Origin of the sequence: Pseudomonas sp. NFACC05-1 (assembly GCF_900100135.1) — a bacterium.
GTDB lineage: Bacteria > Pseudomonadota > Gammaproteobacteria > Pseudomonadales > Pseudomonadaceae > Aquipseudomonas > Aquipseudomonas fluorescens_Q.
The window spans coordinates 19,688-35,241 of the sequence record NZ_FMTR01000026.1 but is presented as its reverse complement, the minus strand read 5'-3'; the positions used below and the strand labels follow the sequence as shown (position 1 = coordinate 35,241).

At 59.7% G+C, this 15,554-nt stretch carries 14 protein-coding genes; 11 read left to right on the top strand and 3 right to left on the bottom strand.

The genetic code is table 11. The features are described 5' to 3' along the window. The first annotated feature begins 73 nt into the window (after positions 1–73). The 7 genes from apaG to BLO97_RS25955 all read left to right on the top strand — a co-directional run bounded on the left by apaG (position 74) and on the right by BLO97_RS25955 (position 8,151). The gene (gene apaG, locus BLO97_RS25985) at positions 74–454 is read left to right on the top strand and encodes a Co2+/Mg2+ efflux protein ApaG (RefSeq protein ID WP_003206172.1); all 381 of its coding nucleotides are present in this window, start codon (positions 74–76) and stop codon (positions 452–454) included. Further along, a complete protein-coding gene (locus BLO97_RS25980; protein ID WP_092348912.1) occupies positions 454–1,329 on the top strand; it encodes a symmetrical bis(5'-nucleosyl)-tetraphosphatase in 876 nt (291 codons plus the stop codon). Before apaG ends, BLO97_RS25980 begins: the two co-directional genes overlap by 1 nt. Before the next feature lie 32 nt (positions 1,330–1,361). Next, entirely contained in the window at positions 1,362–1,691 is a 330-nt protein-coding gene (glpE, locus tag BLO97_RS25975; protein WP_092348909.1) for a thiosulfate sulfurtransferase GlpE, read from the top strand. 300 nt (positions 1,692–1,991) lie between these two features. Beyond that, on the top strand, positions 1,992–3,914 hold the full coding sequence (locus tag BLO97_RS25970) for a PrkA family serine protein kinase (RefSeq protein ID WP_003206178.1): 1,923 nt from the start codon (positions 1,992–1,994) through the stop codon (positions 3,912–3,914). A gap of 113 nt (positions 3,915–4,027) precedes the next feature. Then, on the top strand, positions 4,028–5,299 hold the full coding sequence (locus BLO97_RS25965; protein WP_025215799.1) for a YeaH/YhbH family protein: 1,272 nt from the start codon (positions 4,028–4,030) through the stop codon (positions 5,297–5,299). Continuing rightward, positions 5,296–6,861, top strand: a complete 1,566-nt coding sequence (locus tag BLO97_RS25960; protein WP_063324107.1) for a SpoVR family protein — start codon at positions 5,296–5,298, stop codon at positions 6,859–6,861. The genes BLO97_RS25965 and BLO97_RS25960 overlap by 4 nt, the downstream gene beginning before the upstream one ends. A 63-nt stretch (positions 6,862–6,924) precedes the next feature. Continuing rightward, positions 6,925–8,151: a multifunctional CCA addition/repair protein gene (locus BLO97_RS25955; RefSeq protein ID WP_092348906.1), complete on the top strand. Its 1,227-nt coding sequence runs from the start codon at positions 6,925–6,927 to the stop codon at positions 8,149–8,151. A gap of 80 nt (positions 8,152–8,231) precedes the next feature. On the opposite strand, the gene folK is transcribed toward BLO97_RS25955, so the two are convergent. Continuing rightward, a complete protein-coding gene (folK, locus tag BLO97_RS25950) occupies positions 8,232–8,750 on the bottom strand; it encodes a 2-amino-4-hydroxy-6-hydroxymethyldihydropteridine diphosphokinase (RefSeq protein WP_057449623.1) in 519 nt (172 codons plus the stop codon). Then, on the bottom strand, positions 8,741–9,094 hold the full coding sequence (folB, locus tag BLO97_RS25945; RefSeq protein ID WP_003206187.1) for a dihydroneopterin aldolase: 354 nt from the start codon (positions 9,092–9,094) through the stop codon (positions 8,741–8,743). The genes folK and folB overlap by 10 nt, the downstream gene beginning before the upstream one ends. Before the next feature lie 74 nt (positions 9,095–9,168). Here folB and plsY point away from each other — a divergent pair, with 74 nt between their 5' ends. Continuing rightward, complete coding sequence (gene plsY / locus BLO97_RS25940; RefSeq protein WP_003206189.1) at positions 9,169–9,738, top strand: glycerol-3-phosphate 1-O-acyltransferase PlsY; 570 nt, start codon at positions 9,169–9,171, stop codon at positions 9,736–9,738. A gap of 8 nt (positions 9,739–9,746) precedes the next feature. Here plsY and tsaD read toward each other — a convergent pair whose 3' ends face one another. Next, positions 9,747–10,772: a tRNA (adenosine(37)-N6)-threonylcarbamoyltransferase complex transferase subunit TsaD gene (gene tsaD / locus BLO97_RS25935; RefSeq protein ID WP_092146407.1), complete on the bottom strand. Its 1,026-nt coding sequence runs from the start codon at positions 10,770–10,772 to the stop codon at positions 9,747–9,749. A 199-nt stretch (positions 10,773–10,971) separates the two neighbouring features. On the opposite strand from tsaD, the gene rpsU reads away from it, so the two are divergent. The 3 genes from rpsU to rpoD all read left to right on the top strand — a co-directional run bounded on the left by rpsU (position 10,972) and on the right by rpoD (position 15,541). Further along, positions 10,972–11,187, top strand: a complete 216-nt coding sequence (gene rpsU / locus BLO97_RS25930; protein ID WP_002551877.1) for a 30S ribosomal protein S21 — start codon at positions 10,972–10,974, stop codon at positions 11,185–11,187. A 480-nt stretch (positions 11,188–11,667) separates the two neighbouring features. Continuing rightward, positions 11,668–13,626 carry a DNA primase gene (dnaG, locus tag BLO97_RS25925; protein ID WP_072342441.1) on the top strand — a complete coding sequence of 653 codons (1,959 nt, stop codon included), beginning with the start codon at positions 11,668–11,670 and terminating at the stop codon, positions 13,624–13,626. A 67-nt stretch (positions 13,627–13,693) separates the two neighbouring features. Continuing rightward, positions 13,694–15,541: an RNA polymerase sigma factor RpoD gene (gene rpoD, locus BLO97_RS25920; protein WP_063324103.1), complete on the top strand. Its 1,848-nt coding sequence runs from the start codon at positions 13,694–13,696 to the stop codon at positions 15,539–15,541. The last annotated feature ends 13 nt before the right edge of the window (positions 15,542–15,554 follow it).

Sequence of the window (15,554 nt, the reverse complement as noted above, 5' to 3'; positions counted from 1 at the left end):
CTACCCGATACTTGGCCTAGACTGATCTCCTGAGTCGCGCCCGCGTCCCGCTTCGTTTTTAAGGCCTTTTTGCATGTCCGATCCTCGTTACCAGGTCGACGTCAGCGTCACCACCCGTTTTCTGGCAGAACAGTCGCAACCCGAGCATGACCGCTTCGCTTTCGCCTACAGCATTACCGTGCGCAATAACGGCTCCTTGCCGGCCAGGCTGCTGTCACGGCATTGGATCATCACCGACGGCGATGGCCATGTCGAAGAAGTGCGTGGCGAAGGTGTGGTCGGCCAGCAGCCGTTGATCGATGCAGGCAAGAGCCACAGCTACAGCAGCGGCACGGTGATGACGACCAAGGTCGGCACCATGCAGGGTACCTACCAGATGCTGGCCGAGGACGGCAAACGCTTCGACGCCGTCATCAAACCCTTTCGCCTGGCCGTGCCCGGAGCCCTGCACTAATGGCCACGTATGCGGTCGGTGACCTGCAAGGCTGCCTCGACCCGCTCAAATGCTTGCTGGAGCGCGTTGCTTTCGATCCTCAAAAAGACACGCTGTGGCTGGTGGGCGACCTGGTCAACCGTGGCCCGCAGTCCCTTGAGACGTTGCGCTTTCTCTACAGCATCCGCCAGTCGCTGGTGTGCGTGCTCGGTAACCACGACCTGCATCTGCTGGCTGCCTGGCAGAACATCGAGCGCCTGAAAAAATCCGACACCTTGAGCGAAATTCTCGACGCCCCCGATTGCGTTGAACTGCTGGAGTGGTTGCGCCAGCAGAAGCTCATGCACTACGACGAGGCGCGCAACCTTGCACTGGTCCATGCCGGCATCCCGCCCCAGTGGTCCCTGCGCAAGGCGCTCAAGTGCGCTGGCGAAGTCGAACAGGCATTGCGTGACGACAACCTGTTCGCCCCCTACCTGGACGGCATGTACGGCAACGAGCCGGTCAAGTGGGACAACGACCTCACCGGCAGCGCTCGTCTTCGCGTCATCACCAATTATTTCACGCGCATGCGCTTCTGCACCCGCGACGGCAAGCTCGATCTCAAGGGCAAGGAAGGTATCGAGACGGCGCCGCCCGGCTATGCCCCCTGGTTCAAGCACAGTGAGCGCAAGACCCGTAACCTGAAGATCATTTTCGGACACTGGGCCGCACTCGGCGGCCAATCCGACGAACCCGGCGTCTTCGCCCTCGATACCGGTTGCGTGTGGGGCAGCGCCATGACCCTGATGAACGTCGACACTGGCGAACAACTGCATTGCGATTGCGATGAACAGGGCCACGCCAAAACCCATCACTCGACCACTGCACCATTGCCGGCCGGCACTGCCGTTTGACCGGCGTTGCGCTTCAGCTACAGGAGCCCCTCATGAGCGAATTCAAACGCATCCCCCCGGAACAGGCCCAGGCCCTGCGCGAGCAAGGCGCGGTCGTCGTCGACGTTCGCGACCCAGCCACGTTTGCGGCTCTGCATATCAGTGGCGCCAAGCATCTGGATAACCACTCCATCGCTGACTTCATCCGCGCCGCCGACCTCGATGCGCCGACCGTCGTGGTCTGCTATCACGGTAATTCCAGCCAGAGCGCAGCCGCCTATCTGGTCAGCCAGGGCTTCACCGACGTCTACAGCCTGGACGGCGGCTTTGAGTTGTGGCGCGCGACGTATCCCGCAGAAACGGCGCAAGGCACCGCCGAATAATTTTTTATGCTGTCCAAGCCCGCGTGAACCGTGGGCTTGAGCGATGGCAGACGAACGGTCTGCCATAACTAATTACGTATTCCACCTTTACCTCCGCGATTCCGAACTATCCTTAGCCTCAGGCCATCCAAAACAGGGGAGAGCCGGTACACCGGCGCGCGGGTCATCGGGAGTCAGCTTTCAAGAGCCTGCATGCTTGAAAGCATTCTGGGGGGTAAAACGGCAACTGGGTTCCCAGCGGCTGTCCAGCATCGACTGATTGATCCGACACCGGCTCCACGTATCGAGCGAGGTGACGTCATGAGCATTTTTAGCCACTTCCAGCAACGTTTCGAGTCCACGCGGCAGGAGGAATACTCGCTGCAGGAATACCTCGAACTCTGCAAGCAGGACCGCAGTGCCTATGCATCGGCTGCGGAGCGTCTGTTGCTGGCCATCGGAGAACCGGAGCTGCTGGATACCTCGACCAACTCGAGGCTCTCGCGAATTTTTTCCAACAAGGTGATTCGCCGCTATCCGGCCTTTGCGGACTTCCACGGGATGGAAGAATGCATCGAACAAATCGTGTCCTATTTCCGCCACGCCGCCCAAGGCCTGGAAGAGAAGAAACAAATCCTTTATCTGCTCGGCCCCGTGGGTGGTGGTAAATCGTCCCTGGCCGAGAAGCTCAAGCAACTGATCGAAAAAGTGCCCTTCTACGCCATCAAGGGCTCACCGGTGTTCGAATCGCCTCTAGGGCTTTTCAACGCCACTGAAGATGGCGCGATCCTTGAGGAAGACTTCGGCATTCCACGCCGCTATCTCAATACCATCATGTCGCCCTGGGCAACCAAGCGCCTGGCCGAGTTCGGCGGTGACATCAGCCAGTTCAAGGTGGTCAAGCTCTACCCATCGATCCTCAACCAGATCGCGGTGGCCAAGACCGAACCGGGTGACGAAAACAACCAGGATATTTCCGCCCTGGTGGGCAAGGTCGATATCCGTAAACTGGAAGAATTCCCACAGAACGACGCCGACGCCTACAGCTATTCGGGTGCACTGTGCCGGGCCAACCAGGGCCTGATGGAATTCGTCGAAATGTTCAAGGCGCCCATCAAGGTGCTGCACCCGCTGCTGACCGCCACTCAGGAAGGCAACTACAACAGCACCGAGGGGCTGGGGGCCATTCCGTTCACCGGCATCCTGCTGGCCCACTCCAACGAATCGGAATGGCATACCTTCCGCAACAACAAGAACAACGAGGCCTTCATCGACCGGATCTACATCGTCAAGGTGCCGTATTGCCTGCGAGTGAGCGATGAGGTGAAGATCTACGACAAGCTGCTGTTCAACAGTTCGCTGTCCAAGGCCCATTGCGCACCCGACACCCTGAAGATGCTTGCCCAGTTCACCGTGCTGTCGCGCCTCAAGGAACCGGAAAACTCCAACATCTATTCGAAGATGCGCGTGTACGACGGTGAAAACCTCAAAGACACCGATCCGAAGGCCAAGTCGATCCAGGAATACCGCGACAATGCGGGGGTCGACGAAGGGATGAACGGGCTGTCCACACGCTTCGCGTTCAAGATCCTGTCCAAGGTCTTCAACTTCGACCCTCACGAGATCGCGGCCAACCCGGTTCATCTGCTGTATGTGCTGGAACAGCAGATCGAGCAAGAGCAATTCCAGGCCGAAACCCGCGAGCGCTACCTGCGTTTCCTCAAGGAATACCTGGCCCCGCGCTACATCGAGTTCATCGGCAAGGAAATCCAGACGGCGTACCTGGAGTCCTACAGCGAGTACGGCCAGAACATCTTCGACCGCTACGTGCTGTACGCAGACTTCTGGATCCAGGACCAGGAATACCGCGACCCGGAAACCGGCGAAATCCTCAATCGCGTGGCCCTCAACGAGGAGTTGGAGAAAATCGAGAAACCGGCGGGCATCAGCAATCCGAAGGACTTCCGCAACGAGATCGTCAACTTCGTATTGCGCGCCCGGGCCAACAACAACGGCAAGAACCCAACCTGGCTCAGCTATGAAAAGCTGCGGGTGGTCATCGAGAAGAAAATGTTCTCCAACACCGAAGACCTGCTGCCAGTCATCAGCTTCAACGCCAAGGCCAGCAAGGAGGATCAGCAAAAACACAACGATTTCGTCACACGCATGGTCGAACGTGGCTATACCGACAAACAGGTACGACTGCTCTCCGAGTGGTATCTGCGGGTCCGGAAATCGCAGTAAGCAGCGGCAAGCTTCTAGCTACAGCCTGTAAGGGAACGGCGTTGAGCCCATGGCTCGACGCCACGCCCCTTGCAGCTTGAGGCTTACGACTTGAAGCTCCCCCGGAGGGGCCTATGAGCTATGTGATCGACCGACGCCTTAATGGCAAGAACAAGAGCACGGTGAACCGCCAGCGGTTTCTGCGGCGTTACCGTGACCACATCAAGAAGGCCGTCGAAGAGGCGGTCAGCCGGCGTTCCATTACCGACATGGAACACGGCGAACAGATCAGTATCCCCGGTCGCGACATCGACGAGCCGGTGCTTCACCATGGTCGCGGTGGCAAACAGACCGTCGTGCACCCCGGCAACAAGGAATTCACCAGTGGCGAGCACATCCCCCGTCCCCAGGGCGGAGGCGGCGGCAAGGGACCCGGCAAGGCCGGTAACTCCGGCGAAGGCATGGATGAGTTCGTGTTCCAGATCACCCAGGAGGAATTCCTGGAGTTCATGTTCGAGGACCTGGAGCTGCCGAACCTGGTCAAGCGTAACCTGACCGGCACCGACACCTTCAAGACCGTGCGTGCCGGTATCAGCAACGAAGGCAATCCATCACGCATCAACATCATCCGCACCCTTCGCTCAGCCCACGCCCGGCGTATCGCGCTGTCGGGCAGCAGCCGGGCAAAACTACGCGAGGTGAAGGAAGAACTGGCCCGCCTGAAACGCGAAGAACCCGACAATTTTGGCGACATCCAGGACCTTGAAGCGGAAATCGAGAAACTCAGCGCCCGCATCCATCGCGTACCGTTCCTCGACACGTTCGACCTCAAGTACAACCTGCTGGTGAAACAGCCAAACCCCAGCTCCAAGGCGGTGATGTTCTGCCTCATGGACGTCTCCGGCTCCATGACCCAAGCCACCAAGGACATCGCCAAGCGCTTCTTCATCCTGTTGTACCTGTTCCTGAAACGGAACTACGACAAGATCGATGTAGTGTTCATCCGCCATCACACCAGCGCCCGGGAAGTGGATGAAGAGGAATTCTTCTATTCCAGGGAAACCGGCGGCACCATCGTCTCCAGCGCCCTGAAGCTGATGCAGGAGATCATGGCCGAGCGCTACCCCGCCAACGAATGGAACATCTATGCAGCCCAGGCGTCGGACGGCGACAACTGGAACGACGATTCACCGATCTGCCGTGACATCCTGATCAACCAGATCATGCCGTTCGTCCAGTACTACACCTACGTGGAAATTACTCCACGCGAACACCAGGCCTTGTGGTACGAATACGAACGGATTGCCGAAGCTTTTTCCGACACATTTGCCCAACAGCAATTGGTCTCGGCCGGGGATATCTACCCGGTCTTCCGTGAACTCTTCCAGCGCAGGTTAGTGACATGACCGCCAAAAAAGAGCAGAAGCGCCAGCCTATTTCCACCGGCTCCGAATGGACATTCGAGCTGATCAAGGCCTACGACCGCGAAATCAGCCGTATCGCGGACCGTTATGCCCTCGACACCTACCCGAACCAGATCGAGGTGATCACCGCCGAGCAGATGATGGACGCCTACGCGTCAGTCGGCATGCCGCTGGGCTATCACCACTGGTCCTACGGCAAGCACTTCCTCAGCACCGAGAAATCCTACAGCCGGGGCCAGATGGGGTTGGCCTATGAGATCGTCATCAACTCCGATCCCTGCATCGCCTACCTGATGGAAGAAAACACCATCTGCATGCAGGCCCTGGTGGTGGCGCATGCCTGCTATGGGCACAACAGCTTCTTCAAGGGCAACTACCTGTTCCGCACCTGGACCGATGCCAGCTCGATCATCGATTACTTGGTGTTCGCCAAGCAGTACATCATGCAATGCGAGGAGCGCCATGGTATCGACGCGGTGGAGGACCTGCTGGACTCCTGCCACGCCCTGATGAACTACGGCGTGGACCGCTACAAGCGGCCGTATCCGATTTCCGCCGAAGAAGAACGCCGGCGCCAGAAGGATCGCGAAGAGCACCTGCAAAAACAGATCAACGATCTGTGGCGCACCATTCCCAAAGGTGCAGACAAGTACAACGAAAAAGACAATGCCCGCTTCCCTGCCGAGCCCCAGGAGAACATTCTCTATTTCATTGAAAAACATGCGCCGCTGCTGGAGCCGTGGCAGCGGGAAATCGTGCGCATCGTGCGCAAGATCGCCCAGTACTTCTATCCACAGCGCCAAACCCAGGTCATGAACGAGGGCTGGGCCACGTTTTGGCACTACACGCTGATGAACGACCTGTACGACGAGGGCCTGGTCACAGACGGCTTCATGATGGAGTTCCTGACGTCCCACACCAGCGTGGTGTTCCAGCCTGGCTTCGACAGCCCGTACTACAGCGGTATCAACCCTTACGCACTGGGCTTCGCCATGTACCGCGACATCCGGCGCATGTGCGAAAACCCCACCGAGGAAGATCGTCGCTGGTTCCCGGAAATTGCCGGCTCGGACTGGTTGTCCGCCATTAAATTCGCCATGAGCAGCTTCAAGGACGAAAGTTTCATCCTGCAGTACCTCTCGCCCAAGGTGATCCGCGACCTGAAACTGTTCAGCATCCTCGATGACGATCAGAAAGATGACCTGCTGGTACCTGCCATTCACGATGAGGGCGGCTACCGCATCATTCGCGAAACCCTGGCGGCGCAGTACAATCTGGGCAATCGCGAACCCAATGTGCAGATCTACAGCATTGACCGCCGCGGGGATCGCTCGCTGACCCTGCGGCACCAGGCACACAACCGCAAACCACTGGGCGACTCCACCGACGAAGTGCTCAAGCACCTGCATCGCCTCTGGGGTTTCGACATCCACTTGGAAACCCTGCAAGGCGACCAGGTGATGAAAACCCATCACGTACCCCCCAGAGGCGAACAAGCCGAAGGAGACTACGGTCGCCTGGACCTGGCCGTCATTCATCTTTGATCCCGTTTTCGCCTCCGGACGTCCGACGCACAGGTTATCCTGTCGGACCAACGGAGGTTTTTTATGCAGATCTATAAAGTCGGCGGCGCCGTTCGCGACCGCCTGCTAGGCATTCCCGTCACCGACATCGATCGGGTCGTGGTGGGGGCCACCGCCGAGGAAATGCTCGCCAAGGGGTTTCGCCCGGTGGGAGCCGATTTTCCGGTATTCCTAGACCCAAAGAGCGGCGAGGAGTACGCCCTCGCCCGCACCGAACGCAAGAGCGGCCGAGGCTATGGCGGCTTCGTGTTCCATGCCAGCCCTGAAGTGACCCTGGAGCAGGACCTGGTTCGCCGGGACCTGACGATCAACGCCATGGCCGAGGATGACCACGGCAACCTGACCGATCCGTACCACGGCCAGCGCGACCTGGAAGCCCGGGTGCTACGCCATGTTTCCCCCGCTTTCGCCGAAGATCCGCTCCGAGTCCTGCGGGTTGCCCGCTTCGCCGCGCGTTATGCTCCGCTGGGCTTCAAGGTGGCGGACGAAACCCTTGAACTGATGCGCCAACTCAGCGAGTCCGGCGAGCTGGAAGCACTGACGGCCGAGCGCAGTTGGAAAGAAATTTCCCGCGCCCTCATGGAAAAACAGCCGCAGGTATTTATCCAGGTCTTGCGCGACTGCACGGCCCTCAAGGTCCTGATGCCAGAGGTCGATGCGCTGTTTGGCGTACCCCAGCCTGAAGCCCATCATCCGGAAATCGACACTGGCGCCCATACCCTGAGCGTGCTGGAACAAGCCGCCCTGCACCAACAACCGCTGACAGTCCGCTGGGCCTGCCTGCTCCATGACCTGGGCAAAGGCCTGACGCCCCAACACGAATGGCCGCGACACATCGCCCATGAGCACACGGGGCTGAAGCTGATCAAAGCGGTCAACGAACGCTTCAAGGCACCCCGCGACTGTCAGGAATTGGCGTTACTGGTAGGCCAATACCACACCCATGGTCATCGCGCGCTTGAGCTCAAGGCGTCCACTTTGCTTGAGCTGCTGCAGAGTTTCGATGTGTACCGTCGTCCTCAGCGCTTCGAGGAATTCATCGTAGCCTGTGAGATGGATGCGCGGGGGCGCAAAGGGCTTGAAGACAGAAGTTATCCACAGGCTGATTATTTGCGGGGCGCTGCGGCAGCAGCCCGCGCAGTGGCGGTGCAGCCCTTGCTGGAGAAAGGCTTCAAGGGACCGGAGCTGGGTGAGGCGATCAAGCGCGAGCGCCTCAAGGCGTTGAAGGCCTATAAGGAGGCGGCGAGCTGACAGGCGTTTTCAGGTCAGTTCGCATTCCGGCCGGATGTAACGCCGCCATCGCGAGCAGGCTCGCGATGGCGGCAGGCGCCTCACAGCAGATTCGATGGCGTAAGCTGCTGGCCACGCCATTCGAAAGCCACTGGCGCCAGCACCTGGTCGATCTGCGATTCTTCCCACAAAGTGGCGAAGCTTTTGCCGACGCCTGGGTGAATCCGATCCGGCGCGATCAACGACAAAGGCCATAGGACGAAGGCGTTCTTGAGGATTTCCGCACGCGGCAAGATCAATCCATCGAAGTTGCCGACCTGTTCGCCATACAACAACACGTCGATATCCAGCGGCAGCCCCTTGCGGTCCGGCGCATAGCGACCGTTGTCCGCCTCGATGAACTTGAGACGACGATCCAGCTCCATCAGCGGCAGATCCGTGAAGGCCGAGACGACGAAATTGAAGAATGGCCCGCTCTTGATACCCACCGGCTGGCTCTCGAACACGGCCGAACAGCGGATGTCCACCAGGAAACCGGCCAAGGCTTCAAGACCGGCGCACAGATGGGTTTCGCGCTCGATATTGCTGCCGAGCCCGAGAAAAACCTGAGTCAGCGACATCCGCGCTCGATCTCCACACCAACGCCACTGGCCGCCGGTACGGCGCCAGGCTTGGTTAATTTCAGACGCAGCCAGGTGATCTTGAACTCATCCATGAGCTCCTGGGCCAGTCGCTCGGCAAAGGTCTCGACCAATTGGAACTGCGCCTGTTCGGCAAATGCCTGGATGCGCGACGATACGCTGGCGTAGTCGAGTGCCAGGGTCAGGTCGTCGCCCGCGGCGGCCGGACGGTTGTCCCAGGCGAAGCTCAGGTCAAGCCGCAGGCACTGTCGGATGCCTCGCTCCCAGTCGTAGGCCCCGATTACCGTGTCGACTTCCAGGCCCTCGATAAACACTCTGTCCAAGCACTCTTCTCCGCAGCACGACAAGGGCGCAATGCGCCGTTAGAATCAGGGCGTCCTCGCCCGGAATAGTTAGCATGTTTTGGTTACTGGCGATTCTCGCCTACCTGCTCGGCTCGCTGTCCTTCGCCATTTTGCTCAGCCGCCTGACCGGTCGCCCGGATCCGCGAATGAGTGGCTCAGGCAATGCCGGCGCCACCAACATGCTGCGCCTGGCCGGACGCAAACTCGCCATCCTGACCCTGCTGGGCGACCTCTGCAAAGGCCTTGTCCCGGTATTGATCGCCAGCCTCGCAGGGCTCTCGTTGCAGCAACAGGCCTGGATTGGCGTCTGCGCCGTCATCGGCCATCTATTCCCGCTGTACTTTCGCTTTCGTGGCGGCAAGGGTGTCGCTACCGCCGCCGGCATGCTGCTGGGCCTGTACCCGCCCGCCGCCCTGCTGGCTGTCTGTGCCTGGCTGCTGACGTTCTACCTGACCCGCACCAGTTCCCTGGCCGCGCTGATCGCCACGCCGCTGACCTTGCCGTTGCTGGCCTGGCAGGAACCGGCGGCCTTGCTACCGATGACCGCGCTGGTTGCGCTGATCGTCTGGCGTCACCGGGGCAATCTACGCGACCTGTTCGCCGGGCGCGAACGGCATTTTTAAATGACGCTTCACAGGGGCGCCAACTGCTCCATCGGCCAGCGCGCCTGTACGCTGATCGCCAGGCTTTCGTGCTGGCCGGCCTGCAGGCGCTGGCAACCGGCAAAGGCAATCATCGCGCCGTTATCTGTACAGAACTCCGGTCGGGCGTAGTAAACGTCGCCTTTCATGTCGCCGAGCATTTTCTCCAGCGATGTCCGCAAGGCCTTGTTCGCGCTCACGCCGCCCGCGATCACCAGGCGCTTGAGCCCGGCCTGCTTGAGGGCACGCTTGCACTTGATGGTCAAAGTCTCCACCACGGCCTGCTGGAACGCCAGCGAGATGTCGCAACGGGCTTGTTCACTGTCGTCCCCGGCGCTGACGCACTGCTGCCAGGTGTTCAGGGCGAAGGTCTTCAACCCGCTGAAACTGAAATCCAGGCCGGGACGGTCGCACATCGGCCGTGGGAACACGAAACGCCCATCGACCCCTTGCGTCGCAAGCCGGGAAATTTCCGGCCCACCGGGATAATTGAGGCCCATCATTTTTGCAGTTTTGTCGAACGCTTCGCCGGCAGCATCATCGAGCGTCTCGCCGAGCAACTCGTATTGGCCGATGCCATCGACTCGAATGAGCTGCGTATGGCCGCCCGATACCAACAAAGCGACGAACGGAAATTGCGGCGGTTGCGACTCCAACATCGGCGCCAGCAGATGACCTTCCATGTGATGCACGCCCAAGGCCGGAATCCCCCAGGCAAAGGCCAGCGCCTGGGCACAGGAGGCGCCCACCAGCAACGCGCCCACCAGGCCCGGGCCGGCGGTGTAGGCGATGCCGTCGATCTCGGTCGGCACGCAATTGGCTTCGGCCAGGACCTGACGGATCAAGGGCAGCATGCGCTTGACGTGATCGCGGGAGGCAAGCTCCGGCACCACCCCGCCGTAGGCACGGTGCAGGTCGATCTGGCTGAACAGCGCATCGGCCAGCAGGCCACGTTCACTGTCGTAAAGTGCGACACCGGTTTCGTCGCAGGAGGTTTCTAATCCCAGTACTAGCATGGGTTTGCGCCTTGTAGAGGCTGAATTCGAAGGCGCGCATAATAGTCGCCGCGTTGTGCCCCGACCAGCGGTTTTCGATCAGAGGCTTTGCATTCCGAGCGTTGAGGGGTTAACATCCGCAACCCTTAAAAACCGACGTCTTCAAGTGCTCTTTTGCCGCGAGGATGTTGACCCCGGTAATGAATGAAGGTAGCTCTGGATGCCAGCCGTCAAAGTAAAAGAGAACGAACCCTTCGACGTAGCTCTGCGTCGTTTCAAGCGCTCCTGCGAAAAAGCCGGTGTTCTGGCTGAAGTTCGTAGCCGCGAATTCTACGAGAAGCCGACTTCTGAGCGTAAGCGCAAGGCAGCAGCCGCTGTTAAGCGTCACGCCAAGAAAGTTCAGCGCGAACAGCGCCGCGCCGTACGTCTGTACTAATACACAGACGTCCGTAGCAAGCTTCTGCCAAGCCCGGCCTTCAAGCCGGGCTTATGGCATTTGCGGAATAACGCTTGATGCTTCACTGTCAAATGTCGCAGACGCGACATAGACAACCTGCTTCACCGCGTCAGACCTGGCTCTTTTGCCAGCGGTGCACGTCTTTCCTGACGAGCCTTCCAAGGCTACCGACGAGCACACCCTGATTCCTCTAACGACGATCAGCCCAAGGCACCTGCCTGCGTGTCCGCTTCATGAGCTATCCGAGGCCTGAACAGCCGTTACCGGACTCAGCGCAACACATTCAAACAGTCGAATACTGATAGTTATTAACGTCAGTGGATTATCGGCAGATACACTTCCCGACAGCGATGATGCAGACGACCCGGTCGAGCCACCGATTTAGCGTGCCTCAAACCCAGACCCGGTTACGCCTGCCGATTTCGGGTCCATATTTCGCGCAGTGATGATGAGAACGCCATGGCCGGGCTGATTCCCCAGAGCTTTATTGACGACCTCCTGAACCGCACCGACATCGTCGACGTGGTCAGCTCTCGCCTGCAAATGAAGAAAGCGGGCAAGAACTACACGGCCTGCTGCCCGTTCCATAAAGAAAAAACGCCTTCTTTCAGCGTCAGCCCCGACAAGCAGTTCTACTATTGCTTCGGCTGCGGCGCTGGCGGCAATGCCCTCGGCTTCATCATGGACCACGACAACCTGGACTTCCCCCAGGCCGTCGAAGAACTGGCCAAAGCCGCCGGCATGGAAATACCCCGGGAGGAAAGCGGTCGACAGCACAAGCCACGCCAACCGACCGATTCTCCGCTTTACCCACTGCTGACGGCGGCGGCGGATTTTTATCGCCAGGCCCTCAAAAGCCATCCGGCACGCAAGGCTGCGGTGGATTATCTCAAGGGCCGCGGCCTGACCGGCGAAATCGCCCGGGACTTCGGCCTCGGCTTCGCCCCGCCCGGCTGGGACAACCTGTACAAGCACCTAAGCAGCGATACGCTGCAACAGCGCGCCATGATCGACGCCGGCCTGCTGATTGAAAATGCCGAAACCGGCAAGCGCTACGACCGCTTCCGCGACCGGGTCATGTTTCCGATCCGCGACACGCGCGGACGGATCATCGCCTTTGGTGGCCGGGTGCTGGGCGACGACAAGCCGAAATACCTGAACTCCCCGGAAACCCCGGTGTTCCATAAGGGCCAGGAACTCTATGGCCTGTACGAAGCACGCAAGAACAACCGCAACCTCGATGAAATCATTGTCGTCGAAGGCTACATGGACGTTATTGCCCTGGCCCAGCAAGGCCTGCGCAACGCCGTGGCGACCCTGGGCACGGCCACCAGCGAAGAGCACATGAAGCGCCTATTTCGCGTCGTGCCCAACGTGCTGTTCTGCTTCGACGGCGACCAGGCCGGTCGCAACGCCGCCTGGCGCGCCCTAGAGGCGACCTTGCCATGCCTGCAGGACGGCCGGCGGGCACGCTTCCTGTTCCTGCCCGAGGGCGAGGACCCGGACACCCTGGTGCGCTCCGAAGGCACCGATGCGTTCCGTGCGCGGATCAACCAGCACGCACAGCCGTTGGCCGACTATTTTTTCCAGCAATTGACCGAAGAAGCCGATCCACGCTCCCTCGAAGGCAAGGCCCACATGGCCACCCTCGCGGCACCGTTGATCGACAAGGTGCCCGGCGCCAACCTGCGCACACTCATGCGCCAGCGCCTGAGCGAGATCACCGGCCTGAATAGTGAAGCGGTCAATCAACTGGTCCATAGCGCCCCCCAGGAGGCGCCACCGGCTTATGACCCGGGCATCGATTACGACGCGATGCCGGATTTCGCCGACTATCATCAACCTCAGCAGGATTACGCCCCCCAGCAGGAATGGACACCGAAAAAACCCGGCAGTGGCGGCAAGAAATGGGACAAGAAACCCTGGGACAAGAACGGCAAGCGCGGCGATCGCGACCAGCCACGTGCCCCGCGCGTGCCGGCCGCCGTCGAACCACCAACACTGGCCGCCTTGCGCACCTTGCTGCATCACCCGCAACTGGCGGAAAAAGTAGAGGACGCCGGGCACTTCGCCGCCGAGGACCACAGCAATACGCAATTGCTGGTCGCACTCCTTGAAGCCGTGCAGAAGAACCCCAAGCTAAACTCTTTCCAGTTGATTGCACGGTGGCACGGCACCGAGCAGGGGCGCCTGTTGAAGGCCCTGGCCGAGAAGGAATGGCTGATTGAGGGAGATAACCTTGAACAACAGTTTTTCGACACCATTACTAGCTTGTCCGCCCGCCAACGCGAGCGAAACCTGGAACAACTTCTGCGAAAAGCTCGCCAGAGCGAGTTGACCAGCGAAGAGAAAAACCAATTGCGCGACTTACTCAGCCGCAATGTTTGCGCATCAAACCCGACCTCAACTGGCGCGTGAGGTCACAGCTCAGGTATAATCCTCGGCTTGTTTTTTGCCCGCCAAGACCTTCAGTGGATAGGGTGTTATGTCCGGAAAAGCGCAACAGCAGTCTCGTATCAAAGAGTTGATCCTATTGGGTCGTGAGCAGGGCTACCTGACTTACGCGGAGGTCAACGACCACCTGCCGGAGGATATTTCAGATCCGGAACAGGTGGAAGACATCATCCGCATGATCAACGACATGGGGATCAACGTATTCGAGGTTGCTCCAGATAAGGATGCCCTTATGCTGGCCGACGCCGATACCGACGAGGCGGCCGCTGAAGAAGCGGCCGCAGCGTTGGCAGCGGTCGAGACCGACATTGGTCGCACCACGGACCCCGTGCGCATGTACATGCGTGAAATGGGTACGGTAGAGCTCCTCACACGTGAAGGCGAAATCGAAATCGCCAAGCGTATTGAAGAAGGCATCCGTGAAGTGATGGGCGCTATCGCGCACTTCCCTGGCACGGTTGACCATATTCTCTCCGAGTACACCCGCGTCACCACCGAAGGTGGCCGCCTGTCCGACGTCTTGAGCGGTTATATCGATCCGGACGACGGCATTGCGCCGCCTGCCGCCGAAGTGCCGCCACCGATCGACGCGAAAGCCGTCAAGGCCGACGACGACACCGATGACGACGACGCCGAAGCGAGCGACGACGAGGAAGAAGCCGAAAGCGGTCCGGATCCGATCATCGCAGCACAGCGTTTCGGCGCTGTGGCCGACCAGATGGAAATCACCCGCAAGGCGCTGAAAAAGCACGGCCGCAACAACAAGCAGGCGATTGCCGAGCTGTTGGCACTGGCCGAGCTGTTCATGCCGATCAAGCTGGTACCCAAGCAATTCGAAGGCCTGGTCGAACGTGTTCGCAGCGCCCTGGATCGCTTGCGCCAGCAAGAGCGCGCGATCATGCAGCTTTGCGTGCGTGATGCCCGCATGCCGCGTGCCGATTTCCTGCGCCAGTTCCCTGGCAACGAAGTCGACGAAAGCTGGACCGATGCGCTGGCCAAGGGCAAGAGCAAATACGCTGAAGCCATTGCTCGCTTGCAACCGGACATCGTTCGCTGCCAGCAGAAGCTCAGTGCGCTGGAGGCCGAGACTGGCCTGAGCATCGCCGAGATCAAGGACATCAACCGTCGCATGTCGATCGGCGAGGCCAAGGCCCGTCGCGCGAAGAAAGAGATGGTCGAAGCGAACTTGCGTCTGGTGATCTCCATCGCCAAGAAGTACACCAACCGCGGCCTGCAATTCCTCGACCTGATCCAGGAAGGCAACATCGGCCTGATGAAGGCGGTGGACAAGTTCGAATACCGTCGCGGCTACAAGTTCTCGACTTATGCCACCTGGTGGATCCGTCAGGCGATCACTCGCTCGATCGCCGACCAGGCCCGCACCATCCGTATCCCGGTGCACATGATCGAGACGATCAACAAGCTCAACCGTATTTCCCGGCAGATGCTGCAGGAAATGGGTCGCGAACCGACGCCGGAAGAGCTGGGCGAACGCATGGAAATGCCCGAGGACAAGATCCGCAAGGTATTGAAGATCGCCAAAGAGCCGATCTCCATGGAAACCCCGATCGGTGATGACGAAGACTCCCATCTGGGTGACTTCATCGAAGACTCCACCATGCAGTCTCCGATCGATGTCGCCACTGTCGAGAGTCTCAAGGAAGCGACTCGCGAAGTACTCTCCGGCCTCACTGCCCGTGAAGCCAAGGTACTGCGCATGCGCTTCGGCATCGACATGAATACCGACCACACCCTTGAGGAAGTCGGTAAGCAGTTCGATGTAACCCGTGAGCGGATTCGTCAGATCGAAGCCAAGGCGTTGCGCAAACTGCGCCACCCGACGCGAAGCGAGCATCTGCGCTCCTTCCTCGACGAGTGACCTTCAAAACCCC